This window comes from Methylobacterium sp. 391_Methyba4, from assembly GCF_029691625.1.
In the GTDB taxonomy this organism is placed as follows: Bacteria; Pseudomonadota; Alphaproteobacteria; order Rhizobiales; family Beijerinckiaceae; genus Methylobacterium; species Methylobacterium fujisawaense.
Genome location: NZ_CP121475.1, coordinates 13,302 through 26,418, shown reverse-complemented (window position 1 = coordinate 26,418; position 13,117 = coordinate 13,302). Strand labels below are relative to the sequence as shown.

The window sequence follows — 13,117 nt, the reverse complement described above, 5'->3', positions numbered from 1 at the left end:
ATGATGAGATAATCGAAACATAGGGGCACACGAGGAGCGCCGATGCCCACGCCTGCGGAGAAGATCATCGCCAAGTTCGACGGGGTGCCCAACCTCGCGCGAGCCATCGGCAAGACGCCGGCCGCCATCTACCGGTGGACCTACCCGCGGGAGCGCGGCGGGACCGGCGGCTACATCCCGACCGCTCAGATCGCCAAGATCAAGGACGTCGCCGACCTGCTCGGCATCCAGCTCACCGCCGAGGACTGGGAGGCGTGAACGCGTCGGCGTGCCCTGAGCGGTGCGATTTTCGCACCATGATGCCGCCGGTGGTCACGCTGGTGCTCGCCGGCGCCCCGAAAGGCAAAGGCCGGCCGCGCTTCTCGAAGGCGACCGGTCACGCCTTCACCCCGGAGGCGACGCGCTCCTACGAGGGCGCGCTCAAGTACGCGGCCCAGGAGACGATGGGCTCGCGGCTGCCGCTGACGGGGCCGCTGGAGGTCGTCGTCGAGGCCCGGATGCCGGTGCCGGCGTCCTGGTCGAAGTCGAAGCGCGCCGCCGCGCTCGCGGGCCGGATCCGCCCGACCGGCAAGCCCGACGTCGACAATATCTTCAAGATGCTGGACGCGCTGAACTTCGTCGTTTGGCAGGACGACAGCCAAATTGTCGAGGGCGTCGCCAGCAAAACCTATCACGAGCAGCCCTCCTTGACGATCAAGGTCTGGCAGCGCGCTGATTTTATGGAGTGAGGAGGAGGAGCGAAATGGAGCGGATTGACGAGTTCGATACTCGGGAAAAGGACGCTGACCGCCGCGGCGACTGGATGCAGACCTTCACCGGTCGGCGCTTCTGGCCGCTCGATCCGCGGCCCGAGGACGTCTGCATTGAGGACATCGCCCATTCCCTGGCGCTTCAGTGCCGGTACGGCGGCCACTGCGTGCGCTTCTACTCCGTGGCCGAGCACAGCGTGCTTCTGGCGCACAAGGCGCGGCCCGAGCACGCACTGTGGCTCCTGCTGCACGACGCGAGCGAGGCCTACGTCTCCGACATGGTGCGCCCGCTGAAGCGGTTCATGCCGCAGTTCCGGGAAGCCGAAGATCGGGTGGCCTGGGCGATCTACCGGCGGTTCGGGCTCAACCCGGCCGACGAGCCCCGCGAGGTCAAGGAGCTCGACAACCGCATCCTGATCGACGAGCGCGCCCAGTTGATGCGCCCGACGGGCCAGCAGTGGCACTACGGCGGCGAAACCGAGCCGCTCGGGGTCACGCTCGCCTACTGGGACCCCCGCACCGCTGAGGAGCACTTCCTCGCGTTCTTCACGGGCCTGACCGGCTACGAGGCCCGGCCGTGAGCCCCGATCAGGTCGCCGGCTTCTGCATGCTCGCCGGCATCATGACCGCATGCAGCCCGCTCCTGGTGGTCGAGATCGTCCGCCAGCGTCGCATCGCCGCCGAGATCCGGCGGCTCACCGGAGGGCTCGCCCGTGGCTGATTTCACGGAGAAGACAATCGCGAAGGCTCTGCGCGACGCCTACGGGCAGGGGCGGCGGCACGGAGCGGATCGCCCGATTGAGCGGACAGAAGCCATTGCTAAGGTCCGAGACGCATGGATCCGGCAGTACATGGCGCGGCTGCCCGCGGTCACCCCGATCACGACCGCCCCCACCCCGACAGATCGGGTCGGGGAGGATGTCGGGCGGGGCTTCACCTTCGAGCAGCCGCAGCGCGGTCGCATGTTCGATGTGCTGCGTCGGCTCGGGCAGGCGGCGATCAATCTGCAGAAGATCACTGACCACGAGATGGCGCATATGGCCCAGAGCCGGTGCTTGGACGATATCGAAGCGCTCGTGGCCGAAGCTCTCGCCGCGAAAGAGTCGGTCGGATGGCCGTGGGACGAAGTTGGGACTCGCCTCCGCAATTGCAGCATCCAATCAATCGCTGGCGGCGAGCCAGAGCGCTACCTGATCAAGATCGGCTGCCCCGACATCCAAACGATGCAGGCCGTGCGCGATGGCATGGTGCAGCTTCGTGAGGCGAACCCCGCCGCCCTCGCATCCGCCCCCGCACCTTCTGATCCAGCCGGAGCGGGCGGGGATCTGGGGGAACTGGAAAGGCTGAGCAAGGCGGCCACGCAGGGTGAGTGGTCCCAAGACGATGGCTCGGATGGCGGCCCCAGCCTGCCGGAAGAGCACAGGATTTATGGCGACACCAATGGCGGGTACTTGGTCGCCAGAATTCCGAACTTTAGCGGCTACCCAGAGAATAAGGCCAACGCCGCCTATATCGCGGCCTTGGTCAACGCTCACCGGTCCGGCCAGATCGTCGCCTCGACACCGGGACAAAAGGGAGCGGGAGAGGAGAAGACGGTCGAGGAGGAGAGTCCCTGCCACTGGGGCGGCGGCAACGACATCATCTGGTGCAGCACGTGCGGCGCAGAATACGCCTACGCCAAGGGCGAGGAGCGGCCCGCGTGTCCCCGCGCCCCTCAACCGGGAGCAGCACGATGAGTGGCTACGTCCTCGCCGCCATGGCCGGTGCCGTAGGCGGTGCCACCTTCGGCATCCTCCTGATGTCCTGCTTCATCGCGGCTCGCCGTTCCTGATGCAGCTCAAGCCGTGGCAGGAGACGGGCGCCCGCTGGCTCGCCGCCCGCGGGCGCGCGCTCCTGGCGGACGGCATGCGGGTCGGAAAGACACCGCAGACCATCGCCGCGGCCGACTACGCCGGGGCCGAATCCATCCTGATCGTCTGCCCCGGGATCGCCCGGGAGAACTGGGCGCGCGAGTTCGACCGGTTCAGCATCCTGGGCCGGCCGATGGCCGTGGTGATGGACGCGCGCGACCGCATCGAGCCGCGCGGCGTCACGATTCTGTCGATGGATGGGGCGCGCAACGGCGACCTCTACGCCCGCGTCATGGCGCATCGGTGGGACGTCCTGGCGATCGACGAGGCGCAGTATCTCAAGAGCCCAGGCTCGCAGCGCACCCGGCAAGTGCTCAGCGCCCAGGGTTTCGCGGCGCGGGCCCGCCGGATCTGGTTTCTGACCGGCACGCCTATGCTCAACCACCCGGGCGAGCTCTGGATCATCCTGCGGACCTGCGGGCGGTTCGCGGGCTCCTACGAGGATTTCCTGAACCGCTTCACCACGTGGTTCATGGGCGACTACGGGCCAGTCGTGCGCGCGGTGCGCGACGCGGACGGCCTGCGGGCGCTGCTCGAGCCGATCATGCTCCGGCGGATGTGGCACGAGGTCAGCCCGGACACGCCCTCCCCCGTCTGGGGGGAGGTGCGGCTCGACCCGGCCGAGATCGGCGCCGACGCCCGGGCGACGCTCGCCGCCATGGAGGCCGACGGCGCCCTCGGCGGCCGGCTGCGGCGGATCGTGGAGCGCATCGCCGCCGGCGAGAAGATCGACCTGTCGAAGCAGGCCGGCGGCCTGACGCAGCTCCGGTCAGCCACCGCGGTCGCCAAGGCCGGGCCGGTGGCGGCCTGGGCCGCAGGCGCGCTCGACACCGGGATGATCGAGAAGCTCGTCGTCTTCGGCCACCACACCGCGATGGTGGAGCAGACCGCGGCGCGGCTGCGCGAGTTCGGCGCGGCCACCATCCACGGCGGCACGCCGATGCGGCAGCGGCAGCAGAACATCGACGAGTTCGCCGCCGACCCGTGCCGGCGGGTGCTCGTCTGCCAGGACCAGGTCGCGCGGACGGCGATCGATCTCACGGCCGCGAGCCACCTGCTGTTCGGCGAGCTGGACTGGGTGCCCGACAACAACGCCCAGGCCGCGATGCGCGTGCAGGGCCCACGGCAGACGGCGCCGGTGCACCTGCACGCCGCCTTCCTGCCGGGCTCGTCCGACGAGGGCTTGGCCCGCGTCCTCGCCCGCAAGAGCCGCATGGCCGCAGAAATCTTCGGATAGGGTGTTGTGATTATCGAAACAGTGTGCCACCTTTGGGCGTGGAATCGACGGAGCGAGCGGAAATCAGCACGTCGGACCGCTATGGATGTTTCGATTATCTCATCAGGAGCGCACGGAATGATCAAGGTGGAGATGACGTTCGCGACCGCCGAGGAGGCCGCCGACGCGATGTGCCGGCTGGCCGGTGACGCGCCCGCGGAGACCGGGGACGGCTCGACGGCCCAGCCGCGCAAGCGCCGGCGCACGAAGGCGGAGATGGACGCAGCCCGGGCCGCCGAGGCGGCCGGCGGCGATGCGACCGAGGGCGCCGCGGAACAGGCGCAGGCCCAGGCCGAGCCCGCCGGCGCCGCGGACGACGACTTCCTGGGGCCGGACCCGGCCGCGAAGCAGGCGGTCAGCGAGACGCCCGAGAACCGCAAGCCGCCGCTCACCAAGGAGGAGGCCGAGGCCATGTTCAAGACCGAGGTCCGGCCGGCGCTGGGTGCGGTCATGACGGCCAAGGGGCAGGACGCCGCCCGGAAGCTCCTCGAGGACTTCGGCTTCAAGAAGCTCACCGACATGCCGAGCGAGCGCTACGCCGAGTTCATCGCCGTCTGCAAGCAGGCCGCCTGACCATGGCCCGCATCTACGCGGCGTCGTCCTGGCGCAACCCCCTGCAGCCCGACATCGTCGGGCGCCTCCGGGACGTGGGCCACGAGGTCTACGACTTCCGGAATCCGCCGAACGGGATCCCGGGCTTCGCTTGGGAGGAGGTCGACCCGGACTGGCAAGCCTGGTCGGCCGCCCGCTACCGCGAACTGCTCACCACCCATCCGATCGCGGCCCGCGGGTTCCTGAACGACCTGAGGGGCATGCAGTGGGCCGACACGTGCCTGCTGATCCTGCCGTGCGGGCGCAGCGCCCATCTCGAGGCCGGCTGGTTCTGCGGTCAGGGCAAGCGCTGCATCATCCTCACCCGCGACGGCGAGGAGCCGGAGCTCATGGCACTGCTCGCCACCGACATCTGCGTGTCGATGACCGAGGTCGAACAGGCCTTGGCCGGCCATGGGTGAGCACGCCCGCCTGTCGCCGTCCGGGTCGACGATCTGGATGAACTGCCCCGGCCAGCCGCAGCTCGCGGCCGGCATGGAGCGCCGCGGCTCGGTGCACGCCGAGCGCGGGACGGCGGCGCACACGGTGCTGGAGTGGTGCCTGAAGCACAACCGGGAAGCCGGCTACTACGCCGGCCGCTCGGTCTACGTGCCCGGGCGCAAGGAGGGCGCGCTCACCCTCGACGAGGACGATCTCGCCGCGGTGCAGACCGCGGTGGACTGGATCCGCGACGAGATCGCGCCGGGCGACGAGGTCGCGACCGAAGAGCGGCTCCGCTACTCGGACGACTTGTGGGGCACCACGGACGTCCGGCGGTACCGGCCCAGCACCCGCGAGCTGCTGATCGTCGACTACAAGCACGGCAGCGGGGTGGCGGTCGACGCGATCGGCAACCCGCAGGGCATGATCTACGCCCTGATGGCCGCCAAGAACCTCGGCAACCGCGGCGTCTCCGCCGTGCGCTTCGTGATCATCCAGCCCCGCTGTTTCCACCCAGCCGGGCCGATCCGCGAGTTCACGGTCGACGGCATCGACATGCTGGACTGGGAGGACCGAATCGTCGCGGCGGTCGAGGCCACCCAGAAGTATGCCAGCCGAGCCGACGTCCTGTTACCGGTCACCGCCGGCGGCGAAGATCCGCTGCGGCCCGGCAGCCACTGCCGCTGGTGCCCGGCGGCGGGGACGTGCCCGGCGATCAAGCGGGAGGCCGAGGCAGAGGTGCAGCGCACCTTCGCGCCGACCACCTACGACCCGGACGAGCTGGCGGCGACGCTGGCGAAGCTGGATCGTATCGAGGCTTGGGCGAAGGCGGTGCGCGAGTTCGCCTACAGCGAGGCCGAACGCGGCGCCCGGATCCCGGGATACAAGCTCGCGCCGAAGCGACCGGTCCGCCGCTGGAAGGATGCCGGGCAGGTCGAGAGCGCGCTGGCGCTCTACGGCCTCGACACCGACGACCTGTACGAGCGCGCGTTCCGCTCGCCCGCGCAGGTGGAAACGCTGCTCGAGCCGGCCATGACGGGCGGCACGATGAAGGCGCGCCTCGCGGCCGCCAAGGCGATGCTGGCGGACATGATCGAGTCCGTGAGCAACGGGCACACCCTGGTGCCCGAGAACGACCCGCGCCCGCCGCTGCGCGGCGACGCGGCCGACGACTTCACCGCAGCTAGCTGAGCGCAAGGAGCGACTGGACCATGGCTGAGACCGTTGATGCGATTATCACACCAAAGTTCCGGGCCGCGTTCGTCTGGGTGTTCAAGCCCAAGGCGGACAAGCGCAACCCGGACAAGAAGCCGAAGTACTCGGTGCTGATGCTGTTCCCGAAGGGCAGCGACCTGTCGGCGCTGAAGGCGGCGGCGAAGGCCGCGGCCGTGCAGAAGTGGGGGTCCGACGCGGACACCAAGCTGAAGCACCCGAAGTTCAAGTCGCCGTTCAAGGATCAGGCGACGCTCGTGGACGGCGAGGGCAAGCCCTACGCCGGCACCATGGAGGGCGGCGTCGCCGTCGAGGCGTGGTCCTACACCGCGCCGGGCCTCGCGGGTCCGAAGCTCGACCCGTCGACCGGCAAGGTCGAGATCCTGACGGCCGAGCAGGACTTCTACTCCGGCGCCTGGGCGCGGGCGAAGATCCGGCCGTACGCCTGGGTCAACGAGCTGGGCGGCGTCGGCATCAGCTTCGACCTGGTGAACCTGCAGAAGCTCGCGGACGACGAGAAGCTCGGGGGCGGCCGCAGCCGCGCCGAGGACGACTTCCAGCCGGTCGAGGCGCCCGCCGAGGGCGGCGACGGCGGGGCCGGCGACTTCTTCGACTGAGCCCGCACCGGCCCGGCGCGCGCCGGGCCGGTCTACCGACCCCGAGCAGCAGGAACAGGACGATGGCCAAGAAGAACGAGCCCGGCGTCGGGCACAACTCCGAGAACGCCGATGGCGTCGCCGCCGATGAGCTGAAACAAATCGTTGAGCGGGTCGAGCGACTGGAGGAGGAGAAGGCCGGCATCGCCGGCGATATCAAGGAGGTCTACGCCGAGGCGCGCGGCCGCGGGTTCGACGTGAAGACGATCCGCAAGATCGTGGCGCTGCGGAAGCAGGACCACGCGGAGCGCCAGGAGCAGGCGGCGATCCTGGAGCTGTACTGCAAGGCCTTGGGCTTGGATTTTATGCTCTGATTTTAGATTATGGTTTTCGGCTGGCTCTCTCGATATCGGAGAACTTTTCGAAGTCGTCGGTTGAGATCGTAATCACAACCTTGGCGCCCGTCTTCGTTTCGATACTTCTCACGACCCGCTCAATGGCGTCGCCGGCGTGTAAAACGCTGCCGGCGCCTTCGTCGTTTAGCGTGGACTCTAAGCGAGCGACAATCTCGGCATTGAGGGATCGACCCGACGCCCGAGCCGCCTCGGTCAGTTTGTCGCGGAGCGTGGGCAACATCCTCAGCCCGAAGGGCGGGATGGTCGACACACGATCCTCAGGCCGCTTCCGCTCGCTCATGACGGCACCCTGTAGTCAGAATCACCGTTGACGACAACGCTACACCGTGTTGTGATATCACCGTGTAGCCATCAAGCCGACGCTACGCCGAAGCAGTGTCAGCAAATCGGAATGTGTTGAGGAGAGACAAATGCGTCCGAGCGACGTAGCCGAGAAAGTACTGCTCAGGCTTCCTGAAGGTATGAAGGCCGAATTGGCTGCACGTGCACGGGCTAACCGGCGCTCCATGAACAGCGAGATCATCGTTTACCTGGAGCGCATGCTTACGGAGCGCCCGCGCGCCATCCACGGAGCGCAAGGAGCACAAACGTGACCAGCAAAGTTGTCGATTTCCATAGCCGGCTCGACGCCGCTATCTCGGTGCCCGCTTCTCTCACTTTCGAGGGCCAGCATCTTCGCGTCGTGTGGCGGGACGGGGAGCCCTGGTTCGTGGCGGCGGACGTGGCGGTCATGCTCGAACATCGCGATGCCGAGAAGCTTACGCGGTCTCTAGACGACGACGAGAAGGGTACCCACTCAGTGGGTACCCTTGGCGGGCAGCAAGGGATGTCCATCGTTTCCGAGCCCGGCCTGTATCACGCCATCCTGCAGCGACGGGCTTCGAAGGTGATCTCGCCCGAGGTCAAGGAGCGCATCCAGCGGTTCCAGCGCTGGGTTTTCCATGACGTGCTGCCCTCGCTCCGGCGGACCGGCCGGTACGCGATGCCGAAATCCCGCAAGCCGAAGGCCGCCCCAGCACGCGAGCACATGCTCCATGCGATCGACCGTGGGTGGTGGAACGCACAGCTCGCCCGCACCGGGCTCAGCCAGCGGAAGCTCGCGCGCGAGCTCGGCGTGGATCACGCTGCGCTCAGTCTGGCGCTGAACGGCAAGCGCCACCTCCGCTTCCAGGAGGCGCTCGCCCTGGCGGATATCCTGGGGATCACTGTGGATGACCTGCGCGAGCAGATGCATCTGCCGCAGCCGCGTCTCATCGCTCAGGCGGACGCCGAGGATCTCAAAATCCTATTGCGAGCAGTGACTTCCATCGCTGATTCGATGGCGATGCTGATGCCGGTGCTAGTGGCGCGGCTCCGCCCGAACTGACAAGTTCTGTTCTCGTTCTGTTCCAGCGCGCTCGTTCCGCGCTATAGTAAGATTCGAACACGACGGCGGGCCCAAGGCCTCAGAAACCGAACCCGCCGCCGTGCCGCAACCTCGGTCCATGAGGCCCGAGGTCCATCCACGCCACCCGCGGGGGAGACCGTGAACGACTCGAATTATAAGGCTTCGCAGCGCAGTTGCGAAGAGGTGACGCAGCGCCGTACTGCCGCGCTTCAAGACCAACCAGAAGTTTTCGCCCTGGTTGTGGTCGGCAACGAGTTGATGCCGCGCGTTCGCGACGGCCAGACCGTTATCGTCGAGCGCGAGCTGCCCCGCACCGGGGATCTGGCCTTCGTGCAGCTGCATGCAGAAGATATCCAGTGCCTTCGCCAGATCGGCATATTCGATCCCGAATGGCTCAATCGTCGTTCGCGTGAAATCGAGCATCTCGTAGAGCTTGCGATCTTGTCTCCGAAGCGGAGCGAGTTCCTGCCCCTAAGCGAGATTGCAGTACTTAGACGCGTACTCGCGCTGTAGTCCTCAAGACAACGGGCGCGGCCTTCGGGCCGGCCCGACTTGTCCAGATGATTCGATTATCGCGTCACGTATCAGCCATCCCTACAGGGGAACGCCCCGATGAACCAGTATCTGTTCCTGCATGTCCGGGGCTTCGCGGCTCCCTTCGCCGCTGACGAGCGCTGCCGCGGCAGCATCACCGACGCCACCGGTCGGATGATCCCGATTATGGTGCTGCCCTCCGTCTGCAACGACGGCTCGCGGCTCACGCTGGCACGGGCCATCGCTGAGAACCTGAACATGGAGGCGGCCGCGCACGCGTCGGGCCGGCATACCGCCGATGCCGCGTAGCGTTCGCATCCCGGACCGAAACCAGATCACGGATGACACGCCGCTGCACCTCGAGACCGCGGCCGCCCTCGCCTTCCCGGACGGTTGCGTGTCGGGCCTCGCCTTGCGGAATGCGGCGGCCCGTGGCGAGTTGGAGCACATGCGGATCGGCGGGCGAGTCCTGACGACCCTCGCCTGGATCAAGGAGTTCATGGAGCAATGTCGGCAGAAGCCAAAGGGCCGCGCCTCTGGTGGCGCCGTGGCATCAAGGGCCCCGACGGCAAGCGCCGAGATGGCTACTGGATCATCAAGGACGACGGAGGAGTCCGGGTCAGCACTGGCGTCCGCTCGGCTCGCGCTGGAAAAGCTCCGGAAGCCGCCCAGGACGCCCTCGCCCGCTACATCATCGAGAAGCGCGAGGTCCCGCGCGAGCGCCACCGTTCTGCGGATGCCGTCAAGATCGCCGACGTGATCGCGATCTACGCGACCGACTGCGCGCCGAATCAGGCCCGGCCGCACGAGGTGCGCGGGCGCCTCGACGCGCTGCTGTCGTTCTGGGGCGAGAAGACGCTGTCCGAGGTGACGGGCCGCTCCTGCCGGGAATACGCGACCTTCCGCGCGAAGCCGGTCGCCCGGCGCGAGCTGGAGGACCTGCGCTCGGCCATCATCCACCATCGGCGCGAGGGGCTTTGCCGCGAGGTGGTCGAGGTGGTGCTGCCGGAGCGCGGCGCCGCGCGCGAGCGCTGGCTGACCCGCGCCGAGGCCGCCCGGCTGATCCGGTCCGCGTACCGGTACACGGAGACGAAGGGGCCCCGCCGCGGCCAGCACACGCGGCGCCACGTCGCCCGATTCATCCTGGTGGCGCTCTACACCGGGACGCGGGCCGGCGCGGTCTGCGGCGCGGCGCTCGGCAAGATCTCGGGCGGCTCCGGCTGGATCGACCTCGACCGGGGAATCTTCTTCCGCCGCGGCGCCAGCCAGCGCGAGACGAAGAAGCGCCAGCCGCCGGCCGAGCTGCCGGTGCGCCTGCTCGCGCATCTGCGCCGCTGGCACGCGCAGGGGTCCACCCACGTCGTCGAGTGGAACGGCAAGCCAGTCGGGACCGGGATTGAGAAGGCGTTCCGGCGCGCCGCTGAATCGGCCGGCCTGCACGATGTAACCCCGCACACGCTCCGCCACACCGCCGCGACCTGGCTGGTGGCCAACGGCGTGCCGCTTGAGAAGGCGGCCGACTTCCTCGGCATGACGGTCGAGACCCTGGATCGGGTCTATCGGCACGCGACGCCGGGCTTCCAGAAGGAGGCCGCGGACGCGATCACGCGCAAGCCATCCGGTACACGATCCGGTACACGGATCGCGCGCCCGGCGGGCGGCTGATCCTGTAAGTCGTTGCAGAAGCGGGAGAAGTAATGGTCGGAGTGGCAGGATTTGAACCTGCGACCCCCACGTCCCGAACGTGGTGCGCTACCAGACTGCGCTACACTCCGAAGGCCGTCCCGCGTCTCCGCCAAGGCCGGCGAGCGGGTGTATAGCCGCGCCTTTCCCCCACCGCAAGCGCGGTGTTGCGCCTTTTCAGCCGAGATGTTCGGGCCAATCGTCGGAGAGCCGGTGGCTCGTGATCGCCACCGCGGCCGAGCGCACCGCAACCGTGGCGAGATGGTCCGCGCCGCAATCGAGATCCGCGAGACTCCACGGGCCGTCCAGTGTCCAGGATCCGTCGCCGACCGCCCGGAGGAGACGCGGGGCTTCAGGCGGAACGGTGACGCTGAACCGGTCGAGGGGCAGCGACAGGCCGCTGCCGAGCGCCTTCACCACGGCTTCCTTGCGGGTCCACAGACCGAAGAAGGCACGCTCGACCGTGCTCCGGGATGCTCGGGACAGGGCTGACACCTCGTCGGCGGCGAAATGCGCCCGCGCGATCCGCAGCGCGTCCACGATCGGCCGGACGGCCTCGACATCGACACCGATGGGCATGTCGCGCGCGATGCCGATCACCGCCCGCGCTCCGGAATGCGACAGGTTGAACTGCCAGGCGCCTCGCGCCGCACTCGCGAGCTCCGGCTTGCCGCCGGGGCCGGCCGTGATCTCCACTTCGGCCGGCGGGAGACCGAGCACGTCGGCGAGCACCGTTCGGAGCGCCGCATGGCTGGCGACGAAGCGCGCCCGATCCGCCGGCCGCAGGAACCGGTCCGCGCGCAGGCGCTCCGCGCCGTCGAGTACGGCGTCGCAGCGATGGAGCCGGTCCGGAGAAAGCCCGAGATCGACGATCCAGACCCGAGCCGCGCTCACGCGACGCCTCGCAGGGGCGGAGAGCTGGCGCTAGCGTCGGCAGGGCGAAACGGCACGGGCGGGGATCCGGTGAGGGCGGTATGAGCAGCATCGGAAACAAGCCCGCCTCCCGCAAGGAGCGGCGTGCGCGATGACCCCGATTGCCGCGGGTTTCGGCAGCGCCCCCTCGGATAAGCCGAGCCTGCACCGGCGAAGGGTCCGCTACGGGGTGTTCTTCGCCACCTATCTCTACCAGGGCCTCATCGCGGGCTTCTCGCTCACCGCCCTCGCCAACCATCTGGCGGCGCAGGGCGTTTCGTCGGCCGAGGTCGGCGTTCACTTCGCCCTGGCGGGACTGCCCTGGACGTTGCAACCCCTGCTCTGGGGACCCTGGGTGGACCGGGCCGGCGACACGCGGATGGGCCGGCGTCGGCCCTTCGCGGTCGCAGCGCTCGTCGGATGCCTCGCGAGTCTCGCGCTCCTCCTCGTCGTCGGAAGCAACGCCATCGGTGCCTTGGGACTGGTCTTCCTCGTTCACAGCGTGTTCGCGTCGCTGCTCGACACCGCCTGCGACCGGATGATCATGGACCATGTCCCGGCGCACGAGCTCGGCCGGGTCAGCGCCTGCACGCGCGCGGGCTTCGTGGCGGGAACCAGCCTCAGCGCCGGGCTCTTCGGCTGGATGCTGGCGACCTGGGGATTCGCCGCGAGCAGCCGCTGGCTGCTCGTCGCCGCGATCCTCGCGAGCCTGCCGATGCTGCTGATCCGCGAGGCGCCGACCGACGCGTTCCTGTCCCTCGAGCGCCGCGGACCGGCACCGCGCCGCGTCCCGATCCGGCGCTTCCTGCGCCGGACCGTCGTCGCGCTCCAGCGGCCGCGTGCCCTGCGTCTGCTCGCCTTGTGCTTCGGCCTGGACGCCGCCCTGGGTCTGTTCGAGCTGCCCTTCTCGATCGATCTGCTCCAGCGTCAGGGCTGGGATGCCGCCGGCCTGTCGCGCCTTCAGGCGATCCTGACCCTGGCGAGCGGCACGGCCGGCGCCGTCGCGGTGGGTCTCTGGTCGGATCGGGCGGGGGCAGCAGCGCCCTTGCGCGTGCTGCTCCTGGGAAGCGCCGTCACCTTCGCGCTCGCCGGCAGCCTGATCGGCGCCGGCCTCATCGGGGCGGCGGGACCGGTGATCCTGGCGCTCACCAGCGTGCTGCCCGGCCTGCTGATCGTCGCCCTGATGCCGGCCCTGCTCGAGTCGAGCCGGGGCCGACCGGGCGCGGCCACGCAGTTCGAAGTCTACATGGCCGCCATGAATCTGGGCTCGGTCGCCGGCACCGCCGTCGCGGGCTGGCTGGCGCCCCTGCTGCCGCTGCACGGGGTCGCCGTCCTCGTCGCCGCAACATTCCTGGCGGCGTTCCGGATGGCGGGAGACGGCGGCCTGCTCAAGTCCCATGCTTGAGGGAA

18 protein-coding genes and 1 tRNA gene are annotated in these 13,117 nt (G+C 68.8%); 16 read left to right on the top strand and 3 right to left on the bottom strand.

Features of this window, described 5'->3' with window-relative positions; translation table 11 throughout:
• Nucleotides 1-42: 42 nt before the first annotated feature.
• The 11 genes from P9K36_RS00145 (at nt 43) to P9K36_RS00095 (ending at nt 7,149) form a co-directional block, all read left to right on the top strand.
• The gene (locus P9K36_RS00145; protein WP_278306412.1) at nt 43-258 is read left to right on the top strand and encodes a hypothetical protein; all 216 of its coding nucleotides are present in this window, start codon (nt 43-45) and stop codon (nt 256-258) included.
• Nucleotides 255-728, top strand: a complete 474-nt coding sequence (locus tag P9K36_RS00140; RefSeq protein WP_278306411.1) for a RusA family crossover junction endodeoxyribonuclease — start codon at nt 255-257, stop codon at nt 726-728. Before P9K36_RS00145 ends, P9K36_RS00140 begins: the two co-directional genes overlap by 4 nt.
• Nucleotides 729-742: 14 nt before the next feature.
• The gene (locus P9K36_RS00135) at nt 743-1,330 is read left to right on the top strand and encodes a phosphohydrolase (protein WP_278306410.1); all 588 of its coding nucleotides are present in this window, start codon (nt 743-745) and stop codon (nt 1,328-1,330) included.
• Nucleotides 1,327-1,470, top strand: a complete 144-nt coding sequence (locus tag P9K36_RS00130) for a hypothetical protein (RefSeq protein ID WP_278306409.1) — start codon at nt 1,327-1,329, stop codon at nt 1,468-1,470. Before P9K36_RS00135 ends, P9K36_RS00130 begins: the two co-directional genes overlap by 4 nt.
• Nucleotides 1,463-2,485, top strand: coding sequence for a hypothetical protein (locus P9K36_RS00125; RefSeq protein ID WP_278306408.1), 1,023 nt, complete (start codon nt 1,463-1,465; stop codon nt 2,483-2,485). Before P9K36_RS00130 ends, P9K36_RS00125 begins: the two co-directional genes overlap by 8 nt.
• A 94-nt stretch (nt 2,486-2,579) precedes the next feature.
• Nucleotides 2,580-3,896 (top strand): DEAD/DEAH box helicase, encoded by a 1,317-nt coding sequence (locus P9K36_RS00120; protein WP_278306407.1) that lies wholly within the window; start codon nt 2,580-2,582, stop codon nt 3,894-3,896.
• A gap of 117 nt (nt 3,897-4,013) precedes the next feature.
• On the top strand, nt 4,014-4,508 hold the full coding sequence (locus P9K36_RS00115) for a hypothetical protein (protein ID WP_278306406.1): 495 nt from the start codon (nt 4,014-4,016) through the stop codon (nt 4,506-4,508).
• 2 nt (nt 4,509-4,510) lie between these two features.
• Nucleotides 4,511-4,948: a hypothetical protein gene (locus tag P9K36_RS00110; protein ID WP_278306405.1), complete on the top strand. Its 438-nt coding sequence runs from the start codon at nt 4,511-4,513 to the stop codon at nt 4,946-4,948.
• The gene (locus tag P9K36_RS00105) at nt 4,941-6,158 is read left to right on the top strand and encodes a DUF2800 domain-containing protein (RefSeq protein ID WP_278306404.1); all 1,218 of its coding nucleotides are present in this window, start codon (nt 4,941-4,943) and stop codon (nt 6,156-6,158) included. Before P9K36_RS00110 ends, P9K36_RS00105 begins: the two co-directional genes overlap by 8 nt.
• A gap of 20 nt (nt 6,159-6,178) precedes the next feature.
• Nucleotides 6,179-6,796: an ssDNA-binding protein gene (locus P9K36_RS00100; protein ID WP_278306403.1), complete on the top strand. Its 618-nt coding sequence runs from the start codon at nt 6,179-6,181 to the stop codon at nt 6,794-6,796.
• 62 nt (nt 6,797-6,858) lie between these two features.
• Nucleotides 6,859-7,149, top strand: a complete 291-nt coding sequence (locus P9K36_RS00095) for a DUF2312 domain-containing protein (protein WP_278306402.1) — start codon at nt 6,859-6,861, stop codon at nt 7,147-7,149.
• Between the two features lie 7 nt (nt 7,150-7,156).
• On the opposite strand, the gene P9K36_RS00090 is transcribed toward P9K36_RS00095, so the two are convergent.
• Nucleotides 7,157-7,471, bottom strand: coding sequence for an Arc family DNA-binding protein (locus P9K36_RS00090; protein ID WP_278306401.1), 315 nt, complete (start codon nt 7,469-7,471; stop codon nt 7,157-7,159).
• 309 nt (nt 7,472-7,780) lie between these two features.
• Between P9K36_RS00090 and P9K36_RS00085 the strand changes: the two genes are divergently transcribed.
• The 4 genes from P9K36_RS00085 (at nt 7,781) to P9K36_RS00070 (ending at nt 10,777) form a co-directional block, all read left to right on the top strand.
• Nucleotides 7,781-8,557, top strand: coding sequence for a BRO family protein (locus P9K36_RS00085; protein WP_278306400.1), 777 nt, complete (start codon nt 7,781-7,783; stop codon nt 8,555-8,557).
• Between the two features lie 159 nt (nt 8,558-8,716).
• A complete protein-coding gene (locus P9K36_RS00080; protein ID WP_278306399.1) occupies nt 8,717-9,091 on the top strand; it encodes a hypothetical protein in 375 nt (124 codons plus the stop codon).
• 99 nt (nt 9,092-9,190) lie between these two features.
• Nucleotides 9,191-9,421, top strand: coding sequence for a hypothetical protein (locus P9K36_RS00075; RefSeq protein WP_278306398.1), 231 nt, complete (start codon nt 9,191-9,193; stop codon nt 9,419-9,421).
• A gap of 198 nt (nt 9,422-9,619) precedes the next feature.
• The gene (locus tag P9K36_RS00070) at nt 9,620-10,777 is read left to right on the top strand and encodes a site-specific integrase (protein ID WP_278306397.1); all 1,158 of its coding nucleotides are present in this window, start codon (nt 9,620-9,622) and stop codon (nt 10,775-10,777) included.
• 33 nt (nt 10,778-10,810) lie between these two features.
• On the opposite strand, the gene P9K36_RS00065 is transcribed toward P9K36_RS00070, so the two are convergent.
• Nucleotides 10,811-10,887: transfer RNA gene (locus P9K36_RS00065), tRNA-Pro, on the bottom strand.
• Nucleotides 10,888-10,972: 85 nt separating this feature from the next.
• On the bottom strand, nt 10,973-11,689 hold the full coding sequence (locus tag P9K36_RS00060) for a 4'-phosphopantetheinyl transferase superfamily protein (RefSeq protein WP_043348533.1): 717 nt from the start codon (nt 11,687-11,689) through the stop codon (nt 10,973-10,975).
• Nucleotides 11,690-11,819: 130 nt separating this feature from the next.
• Here P9K36_RS00060 and P9K36_RS00055 point away from each other — a divergent pair, with 130 nt between their 5' ends.
• A complete protein-coding gene (locus P9K36_RS00055; protein ID WP_043348536.1) occupies nt 11,820-13,112 on the top strand; it encodes an MFS transporter in 1,293 nt (430 codons plus the stop codon).
• Nucleotides 13,113-13,117 lie beyond the last annotated feature (5 nt).